Raw genomic sequence first — 11,921 nt, 5'->3', positions numbered from 1 at the left:
GTAGCCGTCGTCGCCGGGACGGGAGACGGCGATGTAGTCGCCGTCGTAGTCCGGGCCCTGCCACGCCACCTCAACGTCCGCCCCCGCCACGGCGGTGTCGGGCGCGGCGAGCGAGGCCGCGACGGGCGTGACCTCGATCATGCGGGTCGCAAGGGTGACGCGGCCGTCGCTCAGGATGTAGCGCAGCTCATACGTTCCGGTCTCGATCGGCATCAGGAGCGCGAGTGGCGCGCCGTCGCGGGTGTAGGCGTAGTTCTCGTAGCCGTCGTCGCCGGGACGGGCGACGGAGATGTAGTCGGTGTCCTCGCCCGGCCCCTCCCAGTCGACCTCGATCATCGACCCGGCCGTGGCGGTTTCGGGCGCAATCAGGGTCGCCCCAGGCAGGGGCGTCTCGAAGACGGCGACCACGGTGCGCGCGTCGTCGCCCAGAAGCGACACCTCGACCTGCCGGCTCTGCTCGGCCGCCGTCCAGTAGGCCTCGATGGTGTAGGCGCCGGGCGCGAGTTCAGCGGCGAGCGGATTTCCGGCCTCGTCAGTGACGTCGGCGAAGGACCACAGCACCGGCTCCTCGATCAGCGGACCGTCCGGGGCGTCGAGCCGCGCCTCGAAGGTCACGGGGACCGGCAGCGCGGGAAGCGGCACGATCACCTGCAGGTCCTCGCCGGCCGCGACGGTGAAAGCGGCGGAATGGCGGGTATCGCGCGACATGCGGCGCACCTCCACGACGTAGTCGCCGGCGGCGAGCTCGACGTTGAAGCCCGGCGCCTCGACGGGCCCGAGCAGGACATCGCCGGAGGCCGAGGAGAGCGTCCAGTCGAGGGCAGAAACGGGCGCGCGGCCGTCCGGCTCGACCTGCGCGAGGACCGTCACCATCGCCGTCGACGGAGCTGCCGCGATCTGTGTCAGCGCGCTTGCCAGTTCCTCGGCATTGTCCGCCGTCAGGAACGTGCCGCCGGTATTCTCGGCGAGGCACTGCATCTGCGCGCGGGCTTCGGGTTCGCCGGCCACGTCGAAGCCGACGACATGCGCGGTGAAGCCGATGCCGGCCGCCTCGAGCTCGGCGGCGATGGCGCAGGGATCGGCCTCGCAGGTCTCGATCCCGTCGGATACGAGGATCACGGTCGCCGCGTTCTCGGTGTAGCGCAACGCTTGCGCGGCGGCGGCCACGGCGTCTGTCATGGGCGTGCGGCCCCGCGGATTGATCGAATTGACGGCGCCGATGATCGCGTCGCGCGTGCCCTGCCCCGGCTCGATGAGCATCTCGATATCCGCGCAGTCGCCGCGGCGGTTATGCCCGTAGGCCATGAGGCCGAGATCGAGATCGCCGGGAAGGTCCTGCATCACCTCCGCGATGACCTCGCGCGCGATGACGATCTTGTTCACCCCGTCGATCTGGCCCCACATCGAGCCCGAGGCGTCGAGGACGAGGACCGTGTCGGGGCGATCGTCCTGTTGCGCGGCGACGGGCGCGGCGAAGGCGAGGACGATGGAAAGAAGGACGGCGACGCGGATCATGGGGCAACTCCTGACACGGGCCACATGCGGACGGCCCTTCCCTGCCGGCGAAGCGTAAGGCGCGGCCAGTCGTTTGTGAAGCCGGGGCCGGCGGACGCCAGCGCAGGGACCGGAGGCAGGTCTTCCCGGTCCGGGCGCGGAGGCGGCGTGGCCGATGAACGCCGCACGGGCCGGGCAGTCATTCGACGCGAGGGTCCGGCGGGCGCCCCGCGCGACCCTCAGGGATGGCATGGCGGGCCGGCGCCCGAACGGGCGGAGGCTTCTTCAGGCGCTGTCGCGGCCCGCCGGGCGCGCCGTGCCGCGCCTGCGGGCATGGCGCCACCGGCGGAGGGGCCGCAGCAGCGGGGGCCGCCATTCTGGAACGCGGGCGCCCCGGACCAGACAGTCCCCGCCCCGCCACTTCAGTTCCCGGCGGACAACATCCCCTCGACCAGCTTCTGGACGCGCAGGGCCTCGGCGGGCGTCGCAAGCCGGTGCGGCTCGCCGCGCAGGCACAGGAGCAGATCGTCCAGTTGCGCCTCGAGGCTCGCCCTGCGGGGGTCCGCCGGGCGTGGGCCGACCTCGACGAAAGGACCGCCGTCCGACGTCGCGTCGATGTAGAAGTCCGTGATGCGGCGGCTGGCCTCGGTGCCCTTGATCGTCAGCTCCTGCCGGTCGGGCTGGGCGCCGCCGACGCTTGCCATGATCGTGACCGGGCGGCCCTCCGCCGTCTCGAGCCGGGCCAGCAGGTGCGTCTCGCACAGCCGCGGATCCGAGGGATAGGAGGGCATCGCCCCTACGAGCGACAGCGGCCCGAGGATCCGTTCGCAGAAGAACAGGAAGTGCGAGACGACCTCGCGCGTCATGCCGCCCTCGTCGCGGAAGCGCAGCCAGTCGGCCGCCTTCTGCCAGGCGCGGGGCCAGGCCGGATAGGTGAGCACGATGTCCGCGCCGACGAGCGTCCCGAGCGTTCCGTCCCGCGCAGCCTGCGACACGCCGGTCAGCGCCGCGCCCGCGGCCTGCGTGAAGTTCACCGCGGCCGGCACGCCAGCCGCCCGGAGGCCCGCGACCAGCGCCTCGCTCTGCGCGATGTCCACGCCCAGCGGCTTCTCGAGGAAGACGGCCTTGCCAGCATGGGCGGCGGCAAGCGCGTAGTCCTTTCGCGGCACCGGGGGACAGGCGAGGTAGACGAGTTCGGCGGCCGACATCGCCTCGTCAGCCGACGGCGTCACGCGCGCGTCCGGCGCCATCGAAAGCGCCGCGCCGCAGGCCTCGGGATCGGGGTCCCACAGGGCGACGGGCCGGTAGCCGGGATGGCGGACCATGTTCTCCAGCATCCTGCGCCCCATGATGCCGAGGCCGATGATGGCGGTATTCGCGGTCATGTCATGTGCTCCGTAAGGTATCGCTTGGGGCATCCAAGGCGCCCCCTCGCGGGCCGTCCCGCGCCGCGCGGGACCGGGTTTCGCGCTCAGTGCCCGAGTTCGTCGCGCCAGTCGTGCTGCGGACGGAAGCCCAGCAACCGCCGCGCCTTGGCGTTGGAATAGAACGTCTCGCGGTCGCCCATCTCGCGCGTCACGGGCACACCGCCATAGAAGGCGTCGAGAAGTTCCGGCGTCGTGCGGTCAACGGAATGGGTGTCGTTTGAGACGTTGAACACCTCGTAGCCGAGGCCGTCCACGTGCAGGCAGCGGTCGACCATGTGGCCAAGGTCGCGCGCGTCGATGTAGGCGAAGAGGTTGCGGCGCCGCAGGGCCGGGTCCGCGACGTAGGCGGGAAAGGTCTCGCGGTATTCGTGCGGCTCGACGACGTTGTTGATGCGCAGGCCGTAGATATCGGCCCCGCTGCGCCGCTGAAAGCTGCGCGCGGTCACTTCGTTCACGACCTTGGACATGGCGTAGCTGTCCTCGGGGACGGTCGGATGCGCCTCGTCGACGGGCAGGTAGTCGGGCCTGCGCTCGCCATCGGCGAAACACACACCGTAGGTGGTCTCGGAGGATGCGAAGACGATCTTGCGCACGCCGAGCCTGAGGGCGGCGTCGATCACGTTGTAGGTGCCGATCGTGTTGACGCGGAAGCATTCGCCGTCGGGCTTCAGCAAGATGCGCGGCACCGCCGCGAAGTGCACGACCGCGTCGAAGCGTGGCACGCCCGTGCCCGGTTCCAGCTCGTCGAAGCCCGCGTAGCTCGCCATGACGTCATGCATCTGGCCCGCATCCGTGATGTCGGCGATCCGGTCGTCCACCCCCTCCAGTCCCAGCGGCACGAGGTCCACGTTGAGGACGCGATGACCGCGGTCTCGCAGGTGGCGCACCGCGTGTCGTCCCGCCTTGCCGGATCCTCCGGTGAAAAGGATGCGCATCGTGATCTCCCTTCATGCGTGACGCCGCCCCGCACAGGGCGGGCGGCAGATGGCGGATCGCGGAACGCCGCCCCGCCGCGGCCCGGAGGCGGGCGCCGAAGGTCCGTCGCGCGCCCCCGCGGGCCGTTCCTATGGCCTGATGTAGGCGTAACCGTCCTGCTGCAGCTCCACCAGCCTGACGACGCCCGACGGCGTGATGGATACGGCGTCGAGAAGCGGGATGTCCACGCCCTCGCGGTTCGACCAGTTCCGGTGCGTGTTGCCGCAGGCGGAAAAGGACATGTTGCCGTATTCCAGAGACATCGCGTTGATCCGGTCCTCCACCGGGCTGCGATCGGGGATCATCATGGCGAGGCCGGGACCATAGGCCACGATCTCGATCACGACGTCGTCGCCCTGCGCCTCATAGAAGCGCGTGAGGTTCACGGCGTTGTTCAGCGCCACGTTCATCGTCTGCTCGTCGCCCGAGTTGACCTGGATGGCGACATGATGTGTCGCGCCCTCGGCAAACGCGGGCGCTGCGGCGGCCAGCATCATCGCGGCGGCGGTGGCGATCATCTTCATTCGGAAACCCTCCCTTGGTTCGAGAGGGCCAGTCTCGTGCCAAACGGGCAATTGGCAAAGCCAAATTTCTCGGAACGAACACGATACGGGCCAGGGGACGCGCCGGACGTGCCCCTAGCCGCGCCCGGCGGGGGCCTGCCGCTCGCCATCAAAGGCCTTGAGCATCACGCCCGCGGCCTCGAGCGCGGCGCGCAGGCTCCGGGCGAGCGCGACCGCCTCGGCGCCGTCGCCATGCAGGCAGATCGTGTCGATTTGCATCGGAAGGCGCTTGCCCGTCTCGGAAATGATCGCGCCAGCGTCCAGCATGGCCAGGATCCGCCGCACAGCCAGGTCCGGGTCGTGGATCACCGCGCCGGGCTTGCGGCGGTCGACCAGCTGGCCGTCGTCCTCGTAGGCGCGGTCGGCGAATATCTCGCGCGCGATCCGCGCCCCCAACTCGCCCGCCACGACCTCCTGCGCGGTGCCCGCCAGCACCATGACGATGATCTCGGGATCAACCGCCAACGCAGCCTCGTAACAGGCCCGCGCCATGCCGGCGTCGGCGGCGGCCATGTTGGCCAGCGCCCCGTGAAGCTTGAGGTGGCGCACCCGCCCCCCCGCCGCCCGCGCCATCGCCTGCGCCGCGCCAAGCTGGTAGGCGACCATGTTCCCGAGGCTGCGGCGGTCCATGTCGATCCGCCGCCGCCCGAAGCCCTGAAGGTCGGCAAAGCCCGGATGCGCGCCGATGCCGACACCGCGCGCCATCGCCGCCGCCATCGCACCGGCCATCACGTCGGGATCGCCCGCATGGAAGCCGCAGGCGATGTTGGCCGAGGTCACGACGTCCAGAAGCGCCGCGTCGTCCCCCATGCGCCAGGCGCCGAAGCTTTCGCCCATGTCCGCGTTCAGATCCACACGTGTCTGCATCGCTACGCCTCCTCCGTCTCGCCCGCCGTCACACCGCTGATGAGTTGATAGGCCAGCAGGTCGCGGATGTCGCGCGGATCGCGCACCAGCCGCGTCAACCGCCCCGGCAGGGCCCGGACCGCCTCGGCCGCTGCGCGCTCGGCCTCGAGCGCCTCGGCGCGCTCCACGAAACGGACGGTCAGCACCGCGCCCGGAGGGGCCTGCGCCACGCGCGGCAGGTCGCAAGGCAGGACCGTTCCGATCCGCGGATAGCCGCCCGTCGTCTGGCATTCGCTCAGCAGCACCATCGGCGTGCCGTCGCCGGTGATCTGGATGTCGCCCGGCACCACGATCTCGGAGAGGACCGAAAGCCCCGCCTGCGTGTGAAAGCCCGCGCCCTCGGGGATCAGGCGGACGCCCATCCGGTTGCCGCGCGCGTCGCGGGTGAAGCGCGTCGCCTCGAAGCGGGCGATCTCGTCCGGGTCGAACATCGCCGTCTGCGGCCCGGCCACTGCGCGCAGAACGCCGCCCCCCGACCTGTCGTATGCCGGAAGCGCGAGCCCCGCATCCCCGCCCGGATCGGGGCCGAGCGCCAATCGGTCGCCCGAGGCCAGCACCCGGCCGATCCCCGCCGCCAGGTGCGCGCCGCGCGCCCCGAGGACCCTGTCGGTGGCGAACCCGCCACCCACATGCAGGTAGCCGTACCCCCCCGCAAGGACCGGCCCGATCTCGAGCGTCTGGCCCGCGCGCAGCCAGTGCGACGCGCCCCACACCAGCGGCGCGCCCGCCAGCGTCGCGCGCATGGGCGCGCCGGTCAGCGCGATGCGCGTGTCGCAGGTCGCTTCGAACACGCCGCCCATCCCGGCCATCTCCAGCGCCGCGACATCGCCCCTCTGGCCGAGCAGCGCCGCGCCCTCGGCCAGCGCCACGCGGTCCGCGGCCCCGCCGCGCGACAGGCCCTGCGCCAGAAGGCCGGGCCGCCCGCCGTCCTGAAGGCTCATCATCGGGCCGGCGCTTTGCACGATCAGCGCGCGGGTCATTCGATGAGCTCCGCCACCGCGCCGCCATCGGGCCCTTCCGCGCACAGCCGGTCCCACGCCTCGCGGGCGACCGGCTGGAACATGACCTCGTCGCCGGGACGCAACAGGAAGGGCGTCCCGCTCTCTGGCCGGAACAGGCGCAGCGCGGTTTGCGCCACCTGCCGCCAGCCCGTGGGCGTGGAGACGGAGAACAGCGTCATCTGCCGGATCGCGACGCACAGCGCGCCGACGCGCACCTTCGGCGTCAGTTCGGTCTGGCGCGGGATCGTCCAGTGGCCCGGCAACTCGCCCAGATAGGGCTGTCCGGGGGCGAAGCCGATGGTCTGCACGCGCAGCCGCGTGGCCGCGATCTCCTGCACGGCGCGGTCGGGCGTGAGGCCCGCAAGCGCCGCCGCCTCCTCGAGCTGCGGGGCGAGATCGGTGCCGAACACCGCCGGCACCCGCCAGAGCCTGCGCCCGCCCGGCAGGTCCGCCCTGGTCCAGTCGCGCCCGGCGACGAGCTCGGCAAGGGTGGCACGCAGCGCATCGGCGTCCACCGATAGCGGATCGAAGCGCAGGTAGGTCGAGACGAGCGAGGTCGTCACCTCTTCCACGCCGGGCCAACCCTCGCGCTCGACCGCATGGCGAAGCGCCAGCGCCGCGCGGTTCGCAGGCTCGCCCAACACCTCGCCGAAGCGCACGAGCAGGCCGTCCAGCCCAAGCCAGTCGATGCGGGGAAATTGCCCGTTGTCAGGTTCGGATGCGGGTTTCATGGCGTCTGCCGGTCAGGCTATCGCAGCGTTTCCGGCAGGAACAGCGCAAGCTGCGGCATGGCGATCAAAAGGCCGACCATGACCAGCATGACCAGAACGTAGGGCACGGCGCCCACCATGACCTCGCCCATGCGCCCGGTCCGCCGCGCGCCCTGCACGACATAGAGGTTCAGGCCCACGGGCGGCGTGATCAGCGCCATCTCGATCAGCACGATCATCAGGATGCCGAACCAGATCGGGTCGAACCCCTGCGCCACCACGAGCGGCACGATGATCGGGATCGTCACCACCATCAGCGACAGCGTCTCGATGAAGAAGCCGAGCACGATGTAGATCGCCACGACCACGAGGATCAGGCCCATCGGCGACAGGCCGAGGCCGTCCAGCATCGCCTCCAGCTCGGCGCCCAGCCCGGCCGAAGCGAGCGTGAAGTTGAGGAAGGACGCGCCGATCACGACCAGCATGATCATGGCGGTGATCTTGACCGTCCCGAGGACGCTTTCGCGGATCACCGCAAGATCGAGCCGCCCGAAGAGCGCGGCGATGACGAGGGCGCCGAAGACGCCGACGGAGGCGGCTTCGGTCGGCGTGGCCCAGCCGCGGTAGATGGTTCCGACGATCACGCCGAAAAGCAGGATGATGGGCAGCAGCTGAACCAGCGCGCGCAGCATCTCGGGCAGCGGGAATACCCGCCGCACCCCGCCAAGGCCGGGGCGCAGGGCGCAGATCAGCACGGTCACGGCCATGAACCCAAGGGCAAGCAGGAGGCCGGGGATCAGTCCCGCGAGGAAAAGCTGAGGGATCGAGCTTTGCGTCAGGAAGCCGTAGACGATGAGGTTGATCGAGGGCGGGATCATGATCCCGAGGGTCCCCCCCGCCGCGATGGCGCCGGAGAACAGGCGCGGGTCGTAGCCCAGCTTCTCGGCCTGCGGCATGGCGACCGTCGCCACGGTGGCCGCCGTCGCGACGGACGAGCCCGAGGTTGCCGAGAACATCGTCGCCGTGGCGATGTTGGCGTGGACGAGGCCGCCCGGCAGCCAGCTGACCCAGCGATCGAGCGCGGCGTAGGTCCGCGTCGCGATGCCCGACCGCACGAGGATCTCGCCAAGGAGCACGAAGAAGGGAATGGCGATCAGCGTGGGGTTGTTGGACGTCGACCAGACCATGTTGCCGAGCCCCCGCAGCAGCGGAAACGGGCTGAAGAACTGGTCGATCCCGAAGCCCAGCAGAAAGAGGACGATGCCGACCGGGATCGAAAGTCCCAGGAGGGCCAGCAGGCCGATGGTGATGGACGGGATCATCGCGCGCCGTCTCCCTTCAGTGCGGCCATGGCGGCGGCCTCGGCCTCCTCCAGCTCGCCGGTGATGCCGATACGGGCCTGCGCGGCGTCGTGACGGCCCTGCAGGACGATGACCGCGGCCGCCAGCAGCGTCACCCAGGACGCGACCGCGAACCAGATCCAGCCGGCCATCCACGGCCACTGGACCAGCGCGAGCGGCGTCTCGAGCGGCGTGTTCGCGCGCGACGAATTGGCGATCGAGCGCTCCAGCACCGGCCAGCATTTCACCGCGATCAGCGTCACGGTGGCGGCCAGGACGCTGAGGCTGAACAGGTCGAACAGCGACCGCATCCGTGGGCCGCCCCGGCTGCGGATCAGGTCGATGCGCACATGGCCCAGTTCGCTCAGCGCGTAGGCCATGCCCCAGGACGTGGCGATCGCCATGACGTAGCCGCTGATCTCGTCGGTCCCGCCGAAGGAGGCGTGGAACCGCCGCAGCACGATGTCGAGAAGGACGACGCCGGCACACAGCAGGAGGACCGCCCCCACCACGAGCGCAACACGGCGGTTGAGCGTCCGCAGGTGGTCGATGATGGTGTCGGCCATGGCGATCCTCCCGTCCTGTCGTTACTGCGTGACGGTCACGCCGGTCACGGCGCCCACGCTCTCGTTCCAACGCGCCGCCCAGTCGGCCCCGGCGCGCTCGGCCCAGTCGGGAAGCACGGTGGTTTCCAGCACCTCGCGGGCGCGGGCGTAATCGGCGTCGGACACCTCGACCAGCACCATGTCGCGCGCCTCGCCCACGGGGCATTCGCCGCTACCGGTCAGGCAGTTGATGTCGGTCACGAGCGCGTCCTGCGCGGCGGCCCAGGCGGGGGCCTCGAACTCGGCGGCGATGGTCTCGGAGATCAGCGCCTGCATCTCGGGCGAGAGGCTGTTCCAGCGGTCGAGGTTCATCGCGGTCACGACGCTGTCCCAGCCGCCCAGCGGGATCGGCAGGAGATGCGTCGAGACTTCCCACCAGCCCGCCGAATAGCCCGAGCCCGCGCCCGTCACCGCGCAATCGACGACGCCGTTCTGCAGGGCGCCCGGCACTTCGCCGAAGCTGACGTTAATGCCCTCGGCCCCGAGCGCCTCGAGGAACTGGGCCGTCATGCGGCCCGAGGCGCGCACCTTCAGCCCTTCGAGGTCCGCGAGGCTCTCGATCTCGGCGTTGCAGAACACGACCTGCGGCGGATAGGGCGCGATGGCGAGGACGTGCGAGTTGAAACGGTCGCGGTAGATGTCCTCGACCATGGGCCGCGCCGCGTCGACCATGGCGCGGGCCTCGTCCGCCGTCATCGCGATCAGCGGCACGTCCAGGCCTTCCAGTTCGGGCGCGTCCGCCACGGCGTAGTCGGCCACCGTCATCGCCACGTCGTAGACGCCCTCGCCCAGCAGGCGGTAGACGTCGCCGACGCCGAGGTTCATCTGGTTGTGCGTGGTCAGCGCGACCTCGATCTCGCCGCCGGAGGCCGCGGGCAGCGTCTCGGTCCAGAACGGCGCCTCGTATTGGATGTGCAGCGGCAGGTTCGACCAGCTGCCCACCACGGACAGCGTCTCGGATTGCGCAAGCGCCGGGCTGCCAAGCGCGCTGGCTGCCAGCAGGATCGCGATTTTCGTCTTCATTCCATGGTCTCCCGTGTTGGTGTCATTGCGTCACTCGTAAGTCAGCACCGGCACCTCGGCATCCTCGGGGATGTCGGTGATCAGCATGTGTCCCGGACGGTGCGTGATGCACAGCGGCGGGGCGGCAGCGGCGATGGCGGCCTGCGGGGTCACGCCGCAGGCCCAGAACATCGGCACATGCCCCTCGGGCAGCGGCGCGGGGTCGCCCCAGTCGGGCCGCGACAGGTCGGCGATGCCGATGGCGGCGGGATCGCCCGCGTGGACCGGCCCCCCATGCGCAAGCGGGTAGTGGCGCGAGATCTCGGTGGCCTCTGCCACGCGGTCGGCGGCGATCGCGCGCAGGCTCACCACCATGTCGGAGCGGAACGGCCCCGCGGCCGCGCAAGGGATCGACGAACGGAACATCGGCACCGTCCTGTCGTTCTCGACGTGCCACAGCGGGATGCCCGCCCGCCCCAGCGCATGTTCGAACGTGAACGAGCAGCCCAGCGCGAAGGCGACCATATCGTGCGCCCAAAGGTCGGCGATATCGCTCACGGCCCCCTCCAGCCGCCCGTCGCGGTAGACGTTGTAGGCCGGAACGTCGCTGCGGATGTCGATGTCGCGGCCCAGCGTGCGCATCATCGGGTCGCCGGTGTCGGACACGCCGACCAGCGGGCAGGGTTTGGGATTGCGCTGGCAGAAGCGCATGAAATCGAGCGCGAAGGCCTCGGGCAGGATCACGACGTTGGCCTGCAGGTAGCCCGCGCCCAGCCCCGCCGTGTGGCCGCCATAGGCTCCGGTGCGGATCGCGGAGCGCACGGTCGCGAGGTCGCGTCGCTGCAGGTCGCGGAAGGCGTCGGTCATCTGCCCCTCGGGTTCGGGATGTCTGTTCCCCGAAGGCTGTCCCGACGCCGCCATCAAATCAAATCGAAAGATTTTCTCGATTCCGATAAATGATTTCTATGCCTCGGCATGGTGCAGAGCGGCCTCGCGCGCGAGGTGAGCCGCCGTTTCCACGAGGTGGCTCTTGGGTTCTGCGAGGTATGAGGCGGTGAAGCGCAGGGGCCCCGGCACCCAGCCCGGATCGAACTCCACGATCCGCCCGGCGGCCAGCGGATCGGCGGCCAGCGCGCGCGGCAGGGCCGCCACGCCCAGGCCCGCCTCGACCAGCCGGAAACAGGCCGAGAGCGACGAGGAGGGGAAGATCGCGACCTCGGGGCCCGCGCGCTCGAAGAGTTTTTCGCGCAGTTCCCGGTACGGCCGCGTGTTGCGCGCGTAGGTCAGCACGGGGCGGCGGAAATGCGCGGCGGGATCGTCTACCGGCGGGGCATCGGCCGCAACATACCACGCGAGGTCGAAGCCCGGCAGCTCGATGTTGTCGACGGAATATTCAGAAATCGGACCCAAGAGGATCGCAAGGTCGATCTCGCGGTTCAGAAGGCCCTCGCGCAGGCCCAGCGAGATGTCCACGTTGAACTCGATCTCCAGCCGGGGATAACGCTGGTGCAGCCGCGCGATCAGGTCTGGCAGCCAGCATTGCGCGATGGTCTCCGACACGCCGATGCGCAGGTGCCGCTCCAGCCCCTCGGGGTCGATCACGTCGCGCTCGACCATCTCGGACAATTGCTCGAACTTGCGGGCATAGCTCAGCAGCCGCTCGCCACGCTTGGTCAGCGTCAGCCCGCCTGCCGCCCTGTCGAACAGAGCGCCGTTCAGCGTCGCCTCGAGGTTGCGGATGCGCGCCGTGACGGCGGGCTGGGTCAGGTTCATCGCGTCGGCCGCCCGCCCGATGCCGCCAAAGCGCACCACCGCCACGAAGGTGTGCAGCTGTTCGAGGTTCAGCCGGCCCATGTTCGTCCCACCGTTGCGCGCCGCGCGGCAGGGTATGCCCGATC

General features: G+C 70.4%; 12 protein-coding genes. All 12 read right to left on the bottom strand.

The window, feature by feature from the left end; all coding sequences use genetic code 11:
- Positions 1-1,515, bottom strand: a 1,515-nt coding sequence (locus P6F26_RS19325) for a vWA domain-containing protein (protein ID WP_278030343.1), incomplete at its 3' end; no start/stop codon positions are given.
- A 401-nt stretch (positions 1,516-1,916) separates the two neighbouring features.
- Positions 1,917-2,879, bottom strand: coding sequence for a Gfo/Idh/MocA family protein (locus P6F26_RS19320; protein WP_278030342.1), 963 nt, complete (start codon positions 2,877-2,879; stop codon positions 1,917-1,919).
- An 86-nt stretch (positions 2,880-2,965) separates the two neighbouring features.
- Positions 2,966-3,856 (bottom strand): NAD-dependent epimerase/dehydratase family protein, encoded by an 891-nt coding sequence (locus P6F26_RS19315; RefSeq protein WP_278030341.1) that lies wholly within the window; start codon positions 3,854-3,856, stop codon positions 2,966-2,968.
- A 129-nt stretch (positions 3,857-3,985) separates the two neighbouring features.
- Positions 3,986-4,420 carry a DsrE family protein gene (locus P6F26_RS19310; RefSeq protein ID WP_278030340.1) on the bottom strand — a complete coding sequence of 145 codons (435 nt, stop codon included), beginning with the start codon at positions 4,418-4,420 and terminating at the stop codon, positions 3,986-3,988.
- Positions 4,421-4,534: 114 nt separating this feature from the next.
- Positions 4,535-5,326: a LamB/YcsF family protein gene (locus P6F26_RS19305; RefSeq protein ID WP_278030339.1), complete on the bottom strand. Its 792-nt coding sequence runs from the start codon at positions 5,324-5,326 to the stop codon at positions 4,535-4,537.
- Between the two features lie 2 nt (positions 5,327-5,328).
- Positions 5,329-6,345 carry a 5-oxoprolinase subunit C family protein gene (locus P6F26_RS19300; protein ID WP_278030338.1) on the bottom strand — a complete coding sequence of 339 codons (1,017 nt, stop codon included), beginning with the start codon at positions 6,343-6,345 and terminating at the stop codon, positions 5,329-5,331.
- On the bottom strand, positions 6,342-7,097 hold the full coding sequence (locus P6F26_RS19295; protein ID WP_278030337.1) for a 5-oxoprolinase subunit B family protein: 756 nt from the start codon (positions 7,095-7,097) through the stop codon (positions 6,342-6,344). The genes P6F26_RS19300 and P6F26_RS19295 overlap by 4 nt, the downstream gene beginning before the upstream one ends.
- Positions 7,098-7,114: 17 nt before the next feature.
- Positions 7,115-8,398, bottom strand: a complete 1,284-nt coding sequence (locus tag P6F26_RS19290; protein ID WP_278030336.1) for a TRAP transporter large permease — start codon at positions 8,396-8,398, stop codon at positions 7,115-7,117.
- A complete protein-coding gene (locus P6F26_RS19285) occupies positions 8,395-8,982 on the bottom strand; it encodes a TRAP transporter small permease subunit (RefSeq protein ID WP_278030335.1) in 588 nt (195 codons plus the stop codon). Before P6F26_RS19285 ends, P6F26_RS19290 begins: the two co-directional genes overlap by 4 nt.
- Before the next feature lie 21 nt (positions 8,983-9,003).
- Entirely contained in the window at positions 9,004-10,044 is a 1,041-nt protein-coding gene (locus P6F26_RS19280) for a TRAP transporter substrate-binding protein (RefSeq protein ID WP_278030334.1), read from the bottom strand.
- Between the two features lie 30 nt (positions 10,045-10,074).
- Positions 10,075-10,890, bottom strand: coding sequence for a putative hydro-lyase (locus P6F26_RS19275; RefSeq protein ID WP_278030333.1), 816 nt, complete (start codon positions 10,888-10,890; stop codon positions 10,075-10,077).
- Positions 10,891-10,986: 96 nt separating this feature from the next.
- The coding region (locus P6F26_RS19270) for a LysR family transcriptional regulator (RefSeq protein WP_278030332.1) at positions 10,987-11,921 on the bottom strand (935 nt) is incomplete at its 5' end.

Source organism: Roseicyclus salinarum (assembly GCF_029624655.1).
GTDB classification, from domain to species: Bacteria; Pseudomonadota; Alphaproteobacteria; order Rhodobacterales; family Rhodobacteraceae; genus Roseibacterium; species Roseibacterium salinarum.
The sequence above is the reverse complement of the archived record's forward strand: the minus strand, read 5'-3'. Positions and strand labels throughout refer to the sequence as shown.

What these genes read in the sequence shown, in the direction of transcription:
- P6F26_RS19320 (WP_278030342.1), bottom strand. Translation starts at nt 2,879, where the DNA reads ATGACCGCGAATACCGCCATCATCGGCCTCGGCATCATGGGGCGCAGG.
- P6F26_RS19315 (WP_278030341.1), bottom strand. Translation starts at nt 3,856, where the DNA reads ATGCGCATCCTTTTCACCGGAGGATCCGGCAAGGCGGGACGACACGCG.
- P6F26_RS19310 (WP_278030340.1), bottom strand. Translation starts at nt 4,420, where the DNA reads ATGAAGATGATCGCCACCGCCGCCGCGATGATGCTGGCCGCCGCAGCG.
- P6F26_RS19305 (WP_278030339.1), bottom strand. Translation starts at nt 5,326, where the DNA reads ATGCAGACACGTGTGGATCTGAACGCGGACATGGGCGAAAGCTTCGGC.
- P6F26_RS19300 (WP_278030338.1), bottom strand. Translation starts at nt 6,345, where the DNA reads ATGACCCGCGCGCTGATCGTGCAAAGCGCCGGCCCGATGATGAGCCTT.
- P6F26_RS19295 (WP_278030337.1), bottom strand. Translation starts at nt 7,097, where the DNA reads ATGAAACCCGCATCCGAACCTGACAACGGGCAATTTCCCCGCATCGAC.
- P6F26_RS19290 (WP_278030336.1), bottom strand. Translation starts at nt 8,398, where the DNA reads ATGATCCCGTCCATCACCATCGGCCTGCTGGCCCTCCTGGGACTTTCG.
- P6F26_RS19285 (WP_278030335.1), bottom strand. Translation starts at nt 8,982, where the DNA reads ATGGCCGACACCATCATCGACCACCTGCGGACGCTCAACCGCCGTGTT.
- P6F26_RS19280 (WP_278030334.1), bottom strand. Translation starts at nt 10,044, where the DNA reads ATGAAGACGAAAATCGCGATCCTGCTGGCAGCCAGCGCGCTTGGCAGC.
- P6F26_RS19275 (WP_278030333.1), bottom strand. Translation starts at nt 10,890, where the DNA reads ATGACCGACGCCTTCCGCGACCTGCAGCGACGCGACCTCGCGACCGTG.